This window comes from Streptomyces sp. NBC_01707 (genome assembly GCF_041438805.1).
Lineage (GTDB): Bacteria > Actinomycetota > Actinomycetes > Streptomycetales > Streptomycetaceae > Streptomyces.
Genome location: NZ_CP109190.1, coordinates 493,705 through 509,091, shown reverse-complemented (window position 1 = coordinate 509,091; position 15,387 = coordinate 493,705). Strand labels below are relative to the sequence as shown.

Here is a 15,387-nt window from a genome sequence, read left to right as displayed (position 1 = left end):
GGGTGCCGGATGGCCCGCCAGGCGGTCCGGGGCTACCCGGGGCGAAGCGGTGGTCGCGCCTCACGGGTCGGCCTCTGCGGGGTGGGGTGGCTCGGGGGAGTGCGGACCGTGGCCGGTGTCCGGCGCTGAGGTGCGTTGGATGGCCACCAGGGCGAGGTCGTCCTCCAGACGTCCGCCGGTGTGGATGTCCACGTCGTGGTTGATGTGCCGCAGCAGGTCGTGCGGGCATGCCCAGGGCCAGGTGGAGGCTCGCTCGAGAACGGGATAGAAGTCGCCGGTGGCGTTCCGGGCTTCGATGACGCCGTCGGTGTAGAGCAGCAGGGCATCTGCGGTGCCGAACTCGAACGTGTCGACGTGGTAGGCGTCGGGGGCGGTGCCGGCCAGCCCGAGGGGTGGTGCGGGACGCGGTATGCGTAGCGTGGTCACCTGGCCGCGGTGGCCCCGCAGGGGTGGTGGGTGCCCGCAACTGATGGCCTGGGCGAGAGGCGCCTCGTCGGGTATCTCCACCAGCAGCGCGGTGATGAAGCGCTCGCTGCTGTCGGGCTCGCTGTCGCTGAGCTGCGCCAGGTGTCTGCGGACGCTGCGCTCCAGCGCGGCAGCCAGCGCGGGAAGGGTGGCGTGTTCGTAAGCGGCCTCGCGAAAGGCGCCGAGAAGAGCGGAGGCGTCCTCGACAGCAGGCAGGCCTTTGCCACGGACGTCGCCGATGAGGAACCGTGTCGCGTGGTCGGTCCGGGCGGCGGCGTACAGGTCGCCGCCGACCAGGGCGTGCGCAGCGGCCGCCCGGTACGTACAGGCGACGCGCAGGGGACCCAGCCGACGGGGCAGGGGATGCAGCACGACCCGCTGGGCCACCTCGGCCACCGCGCGTACCTGGCTCAGTTCCCTCAGGTCGCGGTCGTGCAGAGCCCGGGCGGCTACGACGAAACCCGATACCACCAGCAGGGCGGCGATGTGGATCGGCAGGAGTGACGAGTGCAGCAGGCCGTCATGGCGATCGATGACGAACATCGCCGCGCTGGAAACCACTGCGGTGCCTGCGGTGAAGCGGGAAGAGCCGAACGCCGCCGTGGAGGTGGGAGCGGCGACCAGAAGAGGGGACAGGTGGACGGCCACAGGGGCGAAGGTGGCGGCCAGAGTGATCGCGGTGATCAGCGTCACCGGGACCGCCGCCTGGGCCAGGATCACTCCCGGCCACGGACGGCCCCACGCCAGGGGGATGCGCCACAGACGCCACTCACGCCCGCCGGTACCTCCGTCGACGGCCGGGCGCTTAGGCCTGCCGGAGCCGGCCGGGGAGACCGGGAGAGCGGAGTGGATCATGATGGCTTCCTCAGGAGGAGAAGGGGATGCACGTTGTGCTCCTTTGAGCATCCGTCCGCAGGACGGTGAGCACATCGGTGCAGACCCGCAGTGCACGTCCGCTTCTGCGCCATCCCCGCACACCTCCCTGCGGGTTTCCCGCACGCGCCCGACAGCGGCTGCCTGACGGCCATCGCGGATCTACCGTTGCACCTATGGACGCCCCCAGCTCCACCCCGTCCCGACAAGGCTCCCCGGAGGTCACCGTCGTACTGGCCGACGACCATCTGGTGGTCCGGGCCGGAATGCGACTTCTGCTGGCCCAGGACCAGGCATTCCGGATCGTCGCCGAGAGCGCCACAGTCCCCGACACTCTCGATGCCGTGCGTGAACACCGTCCGCGCGTGCTGGTACTGGACCTGACCATGGCCGGACAGTCGAGTCTGCCGATGATCCCCGCGCTGCTCACCGCTTCACCCGGCACTCGGATCCTGGTCCTCACGATGCAGGAGGATCCGGCGTTCACCCGAGAGGCACTGCGCACCGGTGCGGCCGGTTACCTGCTCAAGGAGGCAGCCGCCGAGGAGCTGCTGGCCGCCGCACACCAGGTCGCCGACGGTGCGACATACGTGCAGCCGGTTCTGGGAGCCAGGCTTGCCGTGGAGACGCCGGGCCCGGCGCACCAGGAGCCGTTGCCGGAGCTGGGAGCCAGGTCTGCCGCCGCGACGCCGGGTCCTGCGGACCAGGAGCCGCTCACCGTACGTGAGGCAGAGGTTCTTTCGCTGATGGCGTTGGGCCACACCAACCAGGAGATCGCGCAGCGTCTCTACGTCTCGGTCCGGACGGTGGAGACCCATCGCTCCCGGATTCGGGACAAGCTCGGCAAGGACACCCGGGCGGAGCTCATCGCCGCGGCCCGTGAGCGCGGCCTGGTGGCATGAGCGGATCACGCCGGAACCCATGGGCCCTTGCGCTGCAGGCGGCGGGGACCGGTCTGCTCGCGGCTGCGGTGGTTCTGGAGATCACCGACGAGCCGCTGCCCACCGAACTGGCCCTTTCTCTTGCCGCGGCCACCCCGTATCTCGCCGCAGCGCCGCTGTACACCGCGGGACGCCGGACCTGGATGGTGGTGGCCGCCGCCATCGCGCTCATGCTCGCCGTGGCCAGCCTGGTCCGCATCACCGAGCAACCGCTGGTGAACGCCCTGCACGTGCTGCCGCTGCTCCTGGTCGCGTACACGGCGTCCACCGTGCGCAGTGCGACCCACCGCGACCGGGGCCTGCAGCGCGCACGTGTACGGGCCCGCCACGACGGCGCTGAGCGCGAGCGCCGCCGCTGGGCCCGTGAACTGCACGACGACACCCTCCAGGAACTCGGCGCCGTCCAGGTGGTGCTCTCGTCCGCCGCCGCCGACGGCCGCCCCGAGGCCATGCGCGGCGCCATCGACCAGGCACGCTCCCTGGTGGGCAACCAGATCACCTCGCTGCGCCACCTGATCACGGATCTGCGTCCCCTGGTCCTGGACGAACTGGGACTGCGCGCGGCCCTGGATGCGCTGTGCAGGCGCACCTCGGAAACCTTCGGTATCCGCGTCGATCTCCGGACCGATCCGCAGGACGCCGACATCGGCGACAGGCTGACCTCGGAAGCACAGGCCCATGTGTACCGCATCGTGCAGGAGGCACTGACCAACGCGGTGAAACACGCCCAGCCCACCAGGATCACGGTCACGATGGAGGCCGATCACCACGCGGTGACGCTGACCGTTGCCGACGACGGGCACGGAATGCCCCAGCCCCCGGACTCCAGGCGCTGGCCGGCCCTGCGCGCGGCCACACCCCCGGCCCCCGTCGTGCGAGGCGTGGGACTCTCCGCCATGCACGAGCGCGCAGACCTGATCGACGCCCAGCTCACGCTCCGCAGCGTTCCCGGGAAGGGCACCACGATCACCCTGAGAGTGCCCCATGCGCAGACTTGAGCCGGCTCTCCCGCGCAGACAACCGGCGGATCCCGTCGGCGCGACTCCCAACTGCTGAGCCGGCATACCGATCTCGACCCACGCGAAGCGACCCGAGATCCGCCCCGACAGCCGTCGAACACCTCCAGCCGGCGGGTGGGAGCTACGCTGTGCCACCGTCCCGTCATCGTTCGTGGACACACCTGTCGCAGGTCAACGGCGGGCGTATCCCGCTCTGTACCCCCTGACCCGCCCGATCGCTATCGACGGCCGGAGTACCTACGCTTGTTCTGGGGGCTCAGGGCGCCCGGCTCAGGGCGCGCATCCAGACGCTGGAGTTATCCATGTCTCAGAGCACGCACCAACAGCACGGCCGCAGTCTCAGTGTTCTCGACGACCCGGCGCAGAACAGAGGCGTCGCCTACACCCAGGAGCAGCGCAGGACGCTGGGTATCACCGGCAGGCTCCCCACGGCCGTACTGAGCCTGGACGAGCAGGCCGCGCGGGCTCATCGGCAGTTGCAGGCCCAGCCGGACGACCTGGCGAAGAATGTGTTCCTGGAGGAACTGCACGACAGCGACGAGACGCTGTACTTCAAGGTGCTGATGGATCACCTCACGGAACTGCTTCCGGTGGTCTACGACCCCACGGTCGGGATGGCGATCGAGCAGTACAGCCACGAGTACCGCCGGCCGCGGGGACTGTTCCTGTCCATCGACCAACCGCAGGAGGTCGAGGAGGCGTTCGCAGGGCTCGGACTGGGCCCTGACGACGTCGACCTGATCGTGGTCACCGACGCCGAGGAGATCCTCGGGATAGGCGACTGGGGCGTGGGCGGCATACAGATCTCGGTCGGGAAGCTGGCGGTCTACACAGCTGCCGCAGGGGTGGATCCGACCCGGGTGATCCCGGTCACGCTCGACGTGGGAACGGACAACGAGACCCTGCTCAACGACCCGCTGTACCTGGGCAATCGGCACTCCCGGCGGCGCGGCGCCGAGTACGACAACTTCATCCGCACCTATTTGGAGACCGCCTCCCGGCACTTCCCGCACGCGTTGCTGCACTTCGAGGACTTCGGGCCCGGTAACGCCCGCCGCATCCTGGAAACGTACAAGGACCGCTTGCGGATCTTCAACGACGATCTGCAGGGCACCGGAGCGATCACGATCGCCGCTGTCCTGTCGGCACTGCGCATCACGGGCGTCCCGATGCGGGAGCAGCGGGTGGTGGTGTTCGGCGCCGGCACCGCGGGCGTCGGGATCGCCGACCAACTGCGTGATGCGATGGTGCGCGACGGCGCGCCCCACGACGAGGCCGTCGGCGGGATCTGGCTCGTCGACAAACAGGGCCTGCTCACCGACGACATGGACGGACTGCGCGACTACCAGCAGCCTTACGCGCGGCGCGCCCCGGAAGTGTCCGACTGGGCCTCCGACCCGCACGGCGCCCCTTCCCTGCTGGATACCGTACGCAAGGCACGCCCATCCATCCTCATCGGCACCTCGACCGCGCACGGCGCGTTCACCCGTGAGGTCGTCGAGGCGATGACCGAGGCGGCCGAGCGGCCGGTCATCTTCCCGCTCTCCAACCCGACCGAACGCATCGAGGCCATGCCCGCCGACATCATCGCCTGGTCCCAGGGGAAGGCGCTGGTATCGACCGGCATCCCGGTGGAGCCGGTGGAGTACAAGGGCGTCACCCACACCATCGGCCAGGCCAACAACGCGCTCCTCTACCCCGGGCTGGGACTGGGCACCATCGTGTCCGGTGCCGAGCGTGTCACCGACGGCATGCTGCTCGCCGCCGCCGAGGCCGTCGCCCGCCAGGTCGACGTCAGCGAGCCCGGGGCGTCACTCCTGCCCCCGGTGGCCGACCTGCGCGCCTCCTCGGCCGGCGTGGCCGTCGCCGTGATCGAGGCGGCCCAGGACGGTGGGATCGCCACCGCCGCCATCGACGACCCTGTGCAGGCCGTACAGGACGCGATGTGGCAGCCGGTCTACCACGACGGCGGCGGCGCGTCATGACCGCGCGCCACCAGGAAACCTCCGGCGCGCACACGCAGACTCCGCCTCGTGTCCTGGACCTGCCGGTGGGGCTGACCGCGACGGGCTTCCGCCGTGAGACGGATTCCATGGGCGAGATCGAGGTGCCGGCGGACCGCTACTGGGGCGCCCAGACCCAGCGGTCGCTGCTGCACTTCTCGATCGGGGACGACCGGATGCCGAAGGCCGTCTATCACGCGTACGGCTACGTCAAGAAGGCCGCGGCGCTGGTCAACGGCCGGGCAGGCAGGCTGACCGGGTGGAAGGCCGACCTCATCGCCAGGGTCGCCGACGAGGTGACCGGCGGGCAACTGGATGAGCACTTCCCGCTCTTCGTATGGCAGACCGGCTCCGGCACCCAGTCCAACATGAACACCAACGAAGTGATCAGTAACAGGGCCATCCAGCTCGTCGGCGGGGAGCTCGGTACCAAGAGCCCGATCCACCCCAACGACGACGTCAACATGGGGCAGTCCTCCAACGACACCTTCCCCACGGCCATGCACATCGCCGCCGTTCTCGAGATCGAAGACCATCTGATCCCGCAGGTACGGCGACTGCGGGACGCCGTTGATGCGAAGGCCCGCGCCTGGCAGGACGTCGTCAAGATCGGTCGGACCCACCTCGAGGACGCGGTCCCGCTGACGGTAGGCCAGGAATGGTCGGGATACACACGCCAGTTGGACGACGCGCTGGAGCGGGTCCGAGCCACCCTGCCAGGGCTGTTCGAGCTTGCCGCGGGCGGCACCGCCGTCGGCACCGGGCTCAACGCCCCCGACGGCTTCGGCACGGACATCGCGGCGCAGATCGCCGAACTGACCGGCCGGCCGTTCGGGACCGCGCCGAACAAGTTCGCCGCGCAGGGTGGACTCGACGCCATGGTGGCGGCCTCGGCGGGCCTGCGTGCGCTGGCCGTACCGCTGATGAAGATCGCCAACGACATCCGGTGGCTGGCTTCCGGGCCGCGCTGCGGCTTCGGTGAACTCGTTCTCCCGGCGAACGAGCCGGGCAGCTCGATCATGCCCGGTAAGGTGAATCCGACACAGTGCGAGGCCATGGTGATGGTCTGCATCCAGGTCCTGGGAGACGACGTGGCCGTCGCCTTCGCGGGCACGCAGGGCAACTTCGAGCTGAACGCGATGCGCCCCGTCATCATCAACAATTTCCTGCATTCGGCGAGGACTCTCGGTGACGCCTGCGGCAAGCTCCGCGAGTTCTGCATCGAGGGGATCGACCTCGACCGGCACCGGATCGGCGAGTTCGTGGACCGCTCCCTCATGCTGGTCACCGCGCTCTCCCCGGTACTCGGCTACGACCGGGCCTCGGCCATCGCACACAAGGCCGACCGCGAGGGCACCACACTGCGCGAAGCCGCCCTCGCCAGCGGCTACATCACCGCGGACCAGTTCGACCGCATCGTGAATCCGGAGCAGATGGTCTGACCGGTGCCGCGCGCACGTTCCTGCGCGCGCCCGTTGCGAGGTCGAGAACATGAAACTCGGAGGGAGATCCCGATCTCTCAGTCCGCGCGGTGAGGGTGCATCGCAAGCAAAGGGCCGATGGCAGAGATGCCCTTGGGTCAGCCGATTGCGAGGTGGCCGCCGCCGGCTTCAAGAACCGAGCCGGTGATGTAGCTGGCGCGGGATGAAGCGAGGAACAGGACTGCTTCGGCGATCTCTTCAGGCTCTGCGGGCCGCCCCAGTACGGTGGTTCGCGCAATCGTCTGGAGGGCTTCGTCTCCCATCTCCTTCGTCCCGGGGGTATGGACGGGGCCGGGGGACACGGCGTTCACCCGGACGCCCTGGGCGCCGAACTCGTCGGCCCACACACGGGTGAGGAGTTCGAGCGCGGCTTTGGAGGCTCCGTAGGCTGCCGCGCCTCGGGCGGGCGTGGTGGCTGCCACGGTGCTCAGACTCACGATGGCGCCGCGTCCTCGCGCGGCCATCCCTGGTGCGAGCGCGCCGACCAGGAGCAGCGGCGCGCGCGTGTTGATGGCCATATGGGTGTCGAACAACTCGGCTGTGGTCTCCGGCGTGCTACTGAACCGGTAGATGCCGGCATTGTTGATCAGAACATCCACCTCGCCCGCGGCGGCGGCAAGGCGCAGCACGTCCTCGGCGTCGCTCAGGTCCGCGGCGACGAACCGGGCGCTTCCGCCTGCGACGGCGACTTCGTCGACGATCTCGGCACCTCGCTGCTGGTCCCGCCCATGAACCACGACCGAGGCGCCCAGAGCGGCCAGGCGAAGGGCGATGACCCGTCCGATGCCGGCGGTGGCACCGGTGACAAGAGCGGTGGATCCGGTCAGTTCCGCAGTCACGGGGCTCCTCGGAGACGAGACGTGCCACATGCGTGCCAGTGGCCGTCCTGCGTGTAGTTGGTACCGTCCGTGCTCGATGTCTATCTCATGACCCCGGCCCCTCGGCGCCGGGCTCGCCGCGAAGGGGCCAAAAGGGCTCCGTCGCCCCGGGGTGACACGACAGGGACGCTCAGCCCTCTGGTCGTCACCCATCTGCTGACACGCCGGCTCAAGGAGTCTCAGTTGCGAGCTCCGCTTCCGGCGATCCAGCGGGCCGGCGGTCCTTCACGGCGTCGTCACCGGGAAGTGACCCGGCCGCGCGAGCCGGACGCACCACCGCTCCTGGGCGACGTCCTGCGACGACGGACCCTGGTTCCGTTGTCCGGTGGCCTGACGGAAGATGCTGTCATGGCTCCCGAGGAGAGGGCGCCGTGGGCGCTCCGCCGCAGTCGTCCTCGGTGAAGTGGAACGGCGACCGGTCACGACTGGAGGACACCGCGCGCTGCGTCGAGGGCCGCGCCCGCCACGCGGGCATTCTGAAAGGCTGCCCAGCGGCCGGGCTGTGGACAGGACTGCCGCGGCTGTCCGGGGGAGGCCGGACGGGACAGTCTGTGTGCGGTACGGAGGGTGGTCGCCTCTCGGCGGAGGGCGCTCCATGGGACTTGAGCCGAAGGATCTTCCCCATGGGCTATAGGTGAGGCCCGGGGACGTCGTCCCCTCCGTGTCCATCCGAGAGGCCTTTCCTTCATGTCTGCGACCAGCCCCGCCGGCGAGCAGTTTCCCGTCCGAGTCTTCGGCGGCCCGACCGCCCAGTTCGAGTACGGCGGCCTGTGGTTCCTGACTGATCCGACCTTCGATGCCCCCGGCGACTACCGGAGGCCCGGCCACCCGCTCCTGGTGAAGACCGCGCCCGCCTCCGGCAGCCCTGCGGACCTCGGCCGCGTCGACGTGGTCCTGCTCTCCCACGACGAGCACGCCGACAACCTCGACAACTCCGGGCGGGCCCTGCTCGCCGACATCCCGCTCACCCTCACCACCCCCGCCGGCGGACGGCGCCTGGGAGACCGTGCCAAGGGACTGGCCGACTGGGAGTCCATCGAGCTGGACCGTCCCGGCGGCGGCACCATCACTGTGACGGGCGTGCCCGCCCTCCACGGGCCCGGGACGCGGGAGGAGGTGGAGGCGATCGTCGGCCAGGTCGTCGGCTTCGTCCTGACCGGCGAGGGTCTGCCGACCGTCTACGTCAGCGGCGACAACGCCTCCCTCGACCTGGTCAAGGAGATCGCCGAGCGTTTCGCCCCCGTGGACACTGCCATCCTCTTCGCCGGGGCTCCGCGCTTCTCCGCAGTCTTCGACGGAGAACTGATCGTCCTGGACAGCGCACAGGCTGCCGAAGCCGCCAAGAGCCTCGGCGCCCGCCGGGTGGTCCCCGTCCACTACGACAGCTGGGCCCACTTCACCGAGGGCCGTGACGAGCTGGTGGCCGCCTTCACCACCGCCGGTCTTGCCGACCGCCTCCAGATGGGCTGAGCAGACCCGACCGGTTATCTGGGCCGCGTGCGGGCCCGGCCGCGTCGGCGACTGGGCCCTCGCCCTGGAGGCCCACGGACGGGAGTGCCGATGCTTGCACTCCCGTCCGTGGGCCTCCGGCCCCCGTCCGGTGGTTCAGCCGATCCTGTCGACCGGGCCGACTTCCAGGTAGGTGGCGCGAGAGTCCGGCATGCCCTTGGCCGTGTCGTACGACTCCAGGAGCTTGCCCGATTCCGGGTCGATCACGAGTCGGGTGGTCCGGGACGGAAGGATGGTCCTCTTGCCTTTGGCCGGGTCCTCCATCCATCCCGGCCGACCGGTGAACTCCACAGCTGTCCCCTTGCGGCCCTTGGTGTCCTCGACCTGTCCGATGAGCTTCACGCCCTCGGTCCTTGCCATGATCCTGAAGAGTGCCGCGCGCACCTCCGGGGCGAGCGGGGCGTCCTGGAGCAGGGCCGACGCCTTGCCGAAGACATCGTCACCGAGCCGCCTCTCCAGCGCGTCCGGGGCCGTCGGCAGGCTCTCCAGCTGCTTCCAGGTGAGGAACCGGTCGCCCACCGGCCACGCCTTCAACTTGCTGCCGGGGGACGGCTTCTCGATGCTCCCGTCGGGGTTCCGAGACCACAGGTGACCCTCGCGGTCGAACCACGAAGTCGACCGACGCTGCCTGTCGTCCTCGTTGTCGACCTCGACGTACACCTTCCAGTACGGCGCGTCCGTCTCCGACGCGCCCGCCGCCGTCGCCGCCATTCTGTTCAGGAACTCCGCCGCGGCCGCGGATGCGGGCGGCCTGCTCTCGCCAACCCCGATCACCGGATACGCCACCGCGCCCGCGGCGATCGCCGCGACCGCTGCGGCCGCGACGAGCAGACGCCGGCTGCGGGACGGCTTCCGCCGAGGAGCTTCCAGGGGTACGACGACGAGGCCCGCCGAAACCTGGCTGCGGGCCGCATCCACCACCCGGGACGAGGGCGGCTCGACGCGGCCGGCCGCGATCAAGGCGTCCGCGCCCGGGAAGTCGAGCACGTCGATGGAACCGTGACGCTGTGTGTTGTCGGTCATGCCGGGTCTCCAGTCAGCTGGATGCGGGTCTTGGCCGGGGCGAGCGCCGCGTGCGCCCGCAGTCGACCGCGGGCACGGTGCAGCCGCGAACGCGCGGTGCCCGCGGGGATGCCCACCACTGCGGCCGCCTCCGTCGGGGTGAGCTGCTCCCAGGCGATCAGCAGCAGCAACTCCTTTTCTTCGTGCGGGAGTTCGCTGATGACGCGCCGGAGCTCGGGCGCGAGCGCGGATGCGTCGAGCCGGTCGTCGACGGCCGCCCAGTCCATGACGTCCGCGTCGCCGGACGCCAGCAGCCCCGGACGGTCCTGAGCGAGACTGCGCCAGTGCGCGGAGAGCACGTTCCTGGCCACGCCGAACAGCCAGGCGCGGGCCGAGCCGCGCGCCGGATCGAAGTTCTGTCTGGCGGCGTACGCCTGGAGCCACAGCTCGGCGAGCAGGTCGTCGGCGGCGACGGGCGCTCGGCGGGCGAAGTAGCCGTGCAGCGCGGTGGAGTGCCGCGTCACCAGCGGCTCGAAGGCGGCCGGGTCGCGCGCGGAACGCGCCAGTGAGTCGTCGTCCCCCGCCCCGGTCAAGTTCCGGGTACCCCTGGTGTCCCCGTTCCTGTTCACGGGCCCTCCCTCTCGACCACCGGTCGGCGGTCTCACCCGGTACTTGTCACCTGCGCGCCGGAGCGTTCGGACTTCTCCCTCCGCCCCGCCCGGGCGGAGCCCGGAATCCCTGCTGAGCCAAGAGTGGCCGATTCTCCGGACAGGCGTCGGGCGAACGGACGCGCCATCACGCAGGTCCTGGTTGTGGGCTCGATGTCAGGTCGTCGCCATGTGGTTCCGGACCCCAGCCGCGATCATCCGACAATTTCTCCTGCCTTGACAAAATATTTTGTCGGTTGGATCCTGGGATGGTGCTTGACGTTGCTGTGATCGAAGAACCCGCCGCGGCCGAGGCGTCCCTGGACCCGATACGGTCCCGGATCCTCGCGGCCCTGGCCGAGCCCGGCTCGGCCGCCATGCTGGCCGTCCGCTTGGGGCTGCCCCGGCAGAAGGTCAACTACCACCTGAAGGAGCTGGAGCGGCACGGGCTGGTGGAGCTTGCCGAGGAGAGGCGCAAGGGCAACGTCACCGAGCGGATCTACGGTGCCACCGCCGCTTCCTACGTGATCTCTCCCAGCGCCCTGGCCGCTGTCAGCCCGGACCCCTCCCGGTCTCCCGACCAGCTCTCGGCCCGCTGGTTGCTGGCGCTGGGGGCTCGGCTGGTACAGGAGGTCGGGACGCTGCTGACCGGAGCCGCCCGGGCCAAGCGGAGGGTCGCGAGTTTCGGCATCGACGCCGAGGTGCGGTTCGCCTCCGCGGCCGACCGGATGGCCTTCGCCGACGAGCTGGCCCAGGTGGTGGGGGCCCTTGTCGGCCGCTACCACGACGAGTCCGCCCCAGGAGGCCGAACCCACCGGGTGATCGTCGGGCTCCACCAGGTCCCCGCGCCGCAGTCCGGCGCCCCGGGGAGCACGGCCGGCCCGCGGCAGGAGGCCGCCGGAACACACGAGACCGAATCCGAAGCAGGACAGGAAGACCGACCATGACGCACCCGTTCGAAATCGGGCAGGAGACGACCCTGCCCGCGAGCCCCGAAGAGGTCTGGGAGGCGATCGCCACCGGACCGGGAATCGACTCCTGGTTCATGGGGCGCAACGAGGTCGAGCCGCGCGAGGGCGGCTCCGCCGCCATGGATATCGGCGGCAACCGGCAGGAGGCACAGGTCACCGCCTACGAGCCCGGCAAGCGCTTCGCCACCCGCACCGGCACCGACGACGACGGCCGCTTCATGGCCTTCGAGTACCTGATCGAGGGGCGCGACGGCGGCAGCACCGTGCTCCGCGTCGTCCACAGCGGCATGCTCGGCGACAACTGGCAGGACGAGTACGACGCACTGCGCCGCGGCTGGCCCTTCCACCTCCACACGCTCCGCGAGTACCTGGCCCACTTCCCCGGACGCACCGGCTTCCCGGTCTTCGCGATGGCGCCTTCGGGCGAGCAGCCCACGCAGCAGCTGCGAGCGGCCTTCACCCGCGCGCTGTCCCTGCCGAGCGACGCCGCCGTCGGTGCGCGGGCGCACGCCGAACCCATTGGACTGCCGCCACTCGACGGCGAAGTGACCTGGGCGGACGACGAACGCATCGAGGTCCGCACCGCCGACGGGCTCTACACCTTCCACCACGCCCCCGGCGTCGTGCTGATGTTCCACCACCTTTTCGGCCCGGACACCGACAGCGCCCAGGCCGCCTGGCAGCGGTGGCTGACCGGCCTGATCGCCTGACCCTGACCCTGACCCTGACCCTGACGCGCCCGGGCACGCGGCCGCACCGTTGCGCACCCTGGACGCGCGTCCTCGCAGCAGCTGGACATGCCGCTCCTCGCAGTGGTCACCGGCACCTCAGCTTTCGTGCGTCCGCGCCGCAATACGCGGTCCGGGCGCGCACTGAGCAGTCACACATCGCACATCCACGACACCGAGGAAGAATTCTCATGCGCACTGTGATCAGCACCGCCTTCATCTCGCTCGACGGCGTCGTCGAGGGCCCCGGCGGCGAACCCGGCTACCGCAACTCCGGATGGACCTTCAAGGACATCGACTTCGTCCCTGAGGCGTTCGAGATCAAGGGGCGCGAACAGCAGGAGTCCACCGCGATCCTGATGGGCCGGAACAGCTATGAGGCCTTCAGCCCCGTGTGGCCGGACATGGCGGAGTTCGCGCACTACAAGACCATGCCGAAGTACGTCGTCTCCACCTCCCTCCCCGAGGACGAGCTCGTTGCGAACTGGGGCGAGACCACCATCCTGCGCTCCCTCGACGAGGTCGCCGCCCTCAAGGAGACCGATGGCGGCCCGATCATCGTCCACGGCAGCGCCCAGCTCAACCGCAGCCTCTCGGACGCCGGCCTGATCGACCGCTACCACCTGCTGGTCTTCCCGCTGCTGCTCGGCGCCGGCAAGCGGCTGTTCTCCACCACGGACAAGGACACGCAGAAGCTGAAGCTCGTCGAGCACGAGGCCTACTCGAACGGCCTGCAGAAGAACGTCTTCGACGTCGTCCGCTGACCAGACTTCGGTAGCTCGCGATCCAGCGACCTCTTCGCAGGGGGCGAGATGCCGGTCCCGGCGAGCGAGGCGTCGTAGGCTTCGGGTGCGATACCGACACCAGGCAACCTGACTTCTGAACCGTCACGGACTCAGCGATGAGTTCGTCCGGTCCCGGGAGTCTCACCACCGTTGTCGCGATCACAGGAGGAACACGTGGCTCAGCTACTGCGAGTCCAGAACTTCAACGTCTCGAGTGACGGAATCGGTGCTGGTGAGGACCAGACCCTCGACAGGCCGTTCGGTCATGTCGAGCCCGAGAAGCTGTTCGCCTGGGCCGGCGCCACGGCGAGCTGGCCCATGCGCACAGACCCCGGGGGCAGCCGGGGACTTGACGACTACCTCACGCGGGACTACGCCCGCAACATCGGCGCTGAGATCATGGGCCGTAACAAGTTCGGGCCTCAGCGCGGGCCCTGGCACGACCACGAGTGGAAGGGCTGGTGGGGTGACGAGCCCCCGTTCCGTACACCGGTGTTCGTCATGACCCACCACAAGCGTCCTTCGTTCACACTCTCCGACACCACGTTCCACTTCGTCGACGGCGACCCGGCCACCGTCCTCGATCAGGCGCGGGAAGCGGCGCAGGGCAAGGACATCAGGCTCGGCGGGGGAGCCACCACCATCCGGCAGTTCCTCGAAGCCGACCTCGTCGACACCATGCATGTGGCGGTCTCGCCTGTGAAGCTCGGTTCCGGAGTACGACTCTGGGAGTCCCCCGAAGAGCTGCTCGACCGGTTCCACCTGGACGTCGTGCCCAGCCCGAGCGGCGTGACGCACCACCTGTTCTGGCGAAAGTGACCGATCCTCAGGCCGGCCCCGGATGGTTGTCCTTCCTTCCGGGGTCGCCCTGAGGCGGGCCGGCTTTCGAAGGCCTGGGTCTCAGGCAGTGGTCTGCGGCCTTGAGGGGACCAGGTGACGACGACGCCGGAGTGCCGCATGGCACCCCCGGCGTGACGACGAGCGCGCGGAGAGCGAAGGGACTGATTTCAGAGAGGAACGAGAAGGAATTCCGTTCATGGCCTCGCCGGCGTCGACGCCGGCAGTCGACGGGGGATCAGGGCGCGCCAATTTTCCGGGGTGGTGATCACGGAATCAGGGTGCAGTCTCTCCGGACGTTCCTGGCTGCCCACAGCAAGTGCCCCGGGGCACCCTCCACGCGCTCGCTCGCCACTCACCTGTCTCGTGCTCCGAACGGCCCATGGCCGGCGGCTCGTTGTAGGTGATCACGACCGGCGGGTTTGCCTCCGCCCGTGCGCGGTCCGACGCCGCCGCGATCTCCTCGTAGGTCCATTCCCTGTACAGGCGCTCCCCGTGGGCATCGGTGATGTCGATGACCACGCCGGTCCACTCCTCGGCGGGCTGTTCGGGGACGAGTCCCAGCTCGTACGTAGCGTCCTGGAGGAGGGATTCGGTGACGCGTATGCCGGTGAGTCTCTCGGCCAGAGCGAGGACCGCCGCCTTCCGGTCGACGTCCGGGGCACGCTCGTCGTGCTCTCCCTCGGGGGTGAGGGGGAAGCCGACTTCCCGCAGCAGCGGGACCAGTTCATCGGGGGTGTTGCCGTCGCGCGACGAGGGGCCCTCGAACGTCGTACGGAGCTCACCGTCCTCGAACCAGTGGAAGAGGTCGATGGGATTGCCGCCGTTGGTCGAGTGCGCCACGGCCCGGCCGCCCTTCGACAGCGTCTCCACGCACGGGCCCGCGATCCCCAGGCCACCGTCGAAGCCGAGGACGAGTGTCCAGTCGCCGTTCTCGCCCGGAGTGCTGAAGGCGCCCGCGACGTAGGACTCGTCCCAGTAGTCGTAGTCCACCTCGGCGCGGTGGGCGTCCTCCGCCTCGATCAGCCCAGCCGTTCCCTCCCCGGTGCCGCGCGGTTCCGCCTCCATCGCGCGCAGCACCTCGCGCGGGGTCCGCCCCCGTACAAGTGTCAGGGTGTATCCGCTCTCCATCGCGTGGCGGAAGAGCGGCGAGGTGCGGATCCAGGCGTAGTCGTGCGCGGTCACCGAGTTCATACGGCGCAGTGTGCCTGATGCCCCTGACAACGCCCGGTGCAAACCGGTTCCTAC

General features: G+C 69.6%; 14 protein-coding genes. 9 read left to right on the top strand and 5 right to left on the bottom strand.

Annotated elements, in window-relative coordinates; all coding sequences use genetic code 11:
- Positions 1-60: 60 nt before the first annotated feature.
- Positions 61-1,320, bottom strand: coding sequence for a PP2C family protein-serine/threonine phosphatase (locus OG963_RS02430; RefSeq protein WP_371798276.1), 1,260 nt, complete (start codon positions 1,318-1,320; stop codon positions 61-63).
- Positions 1,321-1,514: 194 nt separating this feature from the next.
- Here OG963_RS02430 and OG963_RS02425 point away from each other — a divergent pair, with 194 nt between their 5' ends.
- The 4 genes from OG963_RS02425 to fumC all read left to right on the top strand — a co-directional run bounded on the left by OG963_RS02425 (position 1,515) and on the right by fumC (position 6,743).
- Positions 1,515-2,240, top strand: coding sequence for a response regulator transcription factor (locus tag OG963_RS02425; protein ID WP_093771440.1), 726 nt, complete (start codon positions 1,515-1,517; stop codon positions 2,238-2,240).
- Complete coding sequence (locus tag OG963_RS02420; RefSeq protein WP_093771442.1) at positions 2,237-3,277, top strand: sensor histidine kinase; 1,041 nt, start codon at positions 2,237-2,239, stop codon at positions 3,275-3,277. Before OG963_RS02425 ends, OG963_RS02420 begins: the two co-directional genes overlap by 4 nt.
- Positions 3,278-3,600: 323 nt before the next feature.
- Positions 3,601-5,283 carry an NAD-dependent malic enzyme gene (locus OG963_RS02415; RefSeq protein ID WP_319740946.1) on the top strand — a complete coding sequence of 561 codons (1,683 nt, stop codon included), beginning with the start codon at positions 3,601-3,603 and terminating at the stop codon, positions 5,281-5,283.
- A complete protein-coding gene (gene fumC, locus OG963_RS02410) occupies positions 5,280-6,743 on the top strand; it encodes a class II fumarate hydratase (protein WP_319740945.1) in 1,464 nt (487 codons plus the stop codon). The genes OG963_RS02415 and fumC overlap by 4 nt, the downstream gene beginning before the upstream one ends.
- Positions 6,744-6,880: 137 nt before the next feature.
- On the opposite strand, the gene OG963_RS02405 is transcribed toward fumC, so the two are convergent.
- Positions 6,881-7,621 (bottom strand): SDR family NAD(P)-dependent oxidoreductase, encoded by a 741-nt coding sequence (locus OG963_RS02405; RefSeq protein ID WP_030922311.1) that lies wholly within the window; start codon positions 7,619-7,621, stop codon positions 6,881-6,883.
- 726 nt (positions 7,622-8,347) lie between these two features.
- Between OG963_RS02405 and OG963_RS02400 the strand changes: the two genes are divergently transcribed.
- Entirely contained in the window at positions 8,348-9,130 is a 783-nt protein-coding gene (locus tag OG963_RS02400) for an MBL fold metallo-hydrolase (protein ID WP_319740944.1), read from the top strand.
- 135 nt (positions 9,131-9,265) lie between these two features.
- Here the strand turns inward: OG963_RS02400 and OG963_RS02395 are convergent, their stop codons facing one another.
- Positions 9,266-10,192: a CU044_5270 family protein gene (locus OG963_RS02395; protein ID WP_371798275.1), complete on the bottom strand. Its 927-nt coding sequence runs from the start codon at positions 10,190-10,192 to the stop codon at positions 9,266-9,268.
- The gene (locus OG963_RS02390) at positions 10,189-10,800 is read right to left on the bottom strand and encodes a sigma-70 family RNA polymerase sigma factor (RefSeq protein ID WP_319740942.1); all 612 of its coding nucleotides are present in this window, start codon (positions 10,798-10,800) and stop codon (positions 10,189-10,191) included. Before OG963_RS02390 ends, OG963_RS02395 begins: the two co-directional genes overlap by 4 nt.
- Positions 10,801-11,090: 290 nt before the next feature.
- Here OG963_RS02390 and OG963_RS02385 point away from each other — a divergent pair, with 290 nt between their 5' ends.
- The 4 genes from OG963_RS02385 to OG963_RS02370 all read left to right on the top strand — a co-directional run bounded on the left by OG963_RS02385 (position 11,091) and on the right by OG963_RS02370 (position 14,121).
- The gene (locus OG963_RS02385) at positions 11,091-11,765 is read left to right on the top strand and encodes a helix-turn-helix domain-containing protein (RefSeq protein WP_030922302.1); all 675 of its coding nucleotides are present in this window, start codon (positions 11,091-11,093) and stop codon (positions 11,763-11,765) included.
- Positions 11,762-12,499, top strand: coding sequence for an SRPBCC domain-containing protein (locus OG963_RS02380; RefSeq protein ID WP_371798274.1), 738 nt, complete (start codon positions 11,762-11,764; stop codon positions 12,497-12,499). Before OG963_RS02385 ends, OG963_RS02380 begins: the two co-directional genes overlap by 4 nt.
- A gap of 209 nt (positions 12,500-12,708) precedes the next feature.
- Positions 12,709-13,281 (top strand): dihydrofolate reductase family protein, encoded by a 573-nt coding sequence (locus tag OG963_RS02375; RefSeq protein WP_093771454.1) that lies wholly within the window; start codon positions 12,709-12,711, stop codon positions 13,279-13,281.
- Between the two features lie 195 nt (positions 13,282-13,476).
- Positions 13,477-14,121 (top strand): dihydrofolate reductase family protein, encoded by a 645-nt coding sequence (locus OG963_RS02370; protein ID WP_093771456.1) that lies wholly within the window; start codon positions 13,477-13,479, stop codon positions 14,119-14,121.
- A 294-nt stretch (positions 14,122-14,415) separates the two neighbouring features.
- On the opposite strand, the gene OG963_RS02365 is transcribed toward OG963_RS02370, so the two are convergent.
- Positions 14,416-15,333, bottom strand: coding sequence for a DUF6461 domain-containing protein (locus OG963_RS02365; protein ID WP_371798273.1), 918 nt, complete (start codon positions 15,331-15,333; stop codon positions 14,416-14,418).
- Positions 15,334-15,387: the final 54 nt, after the last annotated feature.

Excerpts from the sequence above, each read along its gene's own strand:
- OG963_RS02430 (WP_371798276.1), bottom strand. The coding sequence starts at position 1,320 with ATGATCCACTCCGCTCTCCCGGTCTCCCCGGCCGGCTCCGGCAGGCCT.
- OG963_RS02425 (WP_093771440.1), top strand. The coding sequence starts at position 1,515 with ATGGACGCCCCCAGCTCCACCCCGTCCCGACAAGGCTCCCCGGAGGTC.
- OG963_RS02420 (WP_093771442.1), top strand. The coding sequence starts at position 2,237 with ATGAGCGGATCACGCCGGAACCCATGGGCCCTTGCGCTGCAGGCGGCG.
- OG963_RS02415 (WP_319740946.1), top strand. The coding sequence starts at position 3,601 with ATGTCTCAGAGCACGCACCAACAGCACGGCCGCAGTCTCAGTGTTCTC.
- fumC (WP_319740945.1), top strand. The coding sequence starts at position 5,280 with ATGACCGCGCGCCACCAGGAAACCTCCGGCGCGCACACGCAGACTCCG.
- OG963_RS02400 (WP_319740944.1), top strand. The coding sequence starts at position 8,348 with ATGTCTGCGACCAGCCCCGCCGGCGAGCAGTTTCCCGTCCGAGTCTTC.
- OG963_RS02395 (WP_371798275.1), bottom strand. The coding sequence starts at position 10,192 with ATGACCGACAACACACAGCGTCACGGTTCCATCGACGTGCTCGACTTC.
- OG963_RS02380 (WP_371798274.1), top strand. The coding sequence starts at position 11,762 with ATGACGCACCCGTTCGAAATCGGGCAGGAGACGACCCTGCCCGCGAGC.
- OG963_RS02375 (WP_093771454.1), top strand. The coding sequence starts at position 12,709 with ATGCGCACTGTGATCAGCACCGCCTTCATCTCGCTCGACGGCGTCGTC.
- OG963_RS02365 (WP_371798273.1), bottom strand. The coding sequence starts at position 15,333 with ATGAACTCGGTGACCGCGCACGACTACGCCTGGATCCGCACCTCGCCG.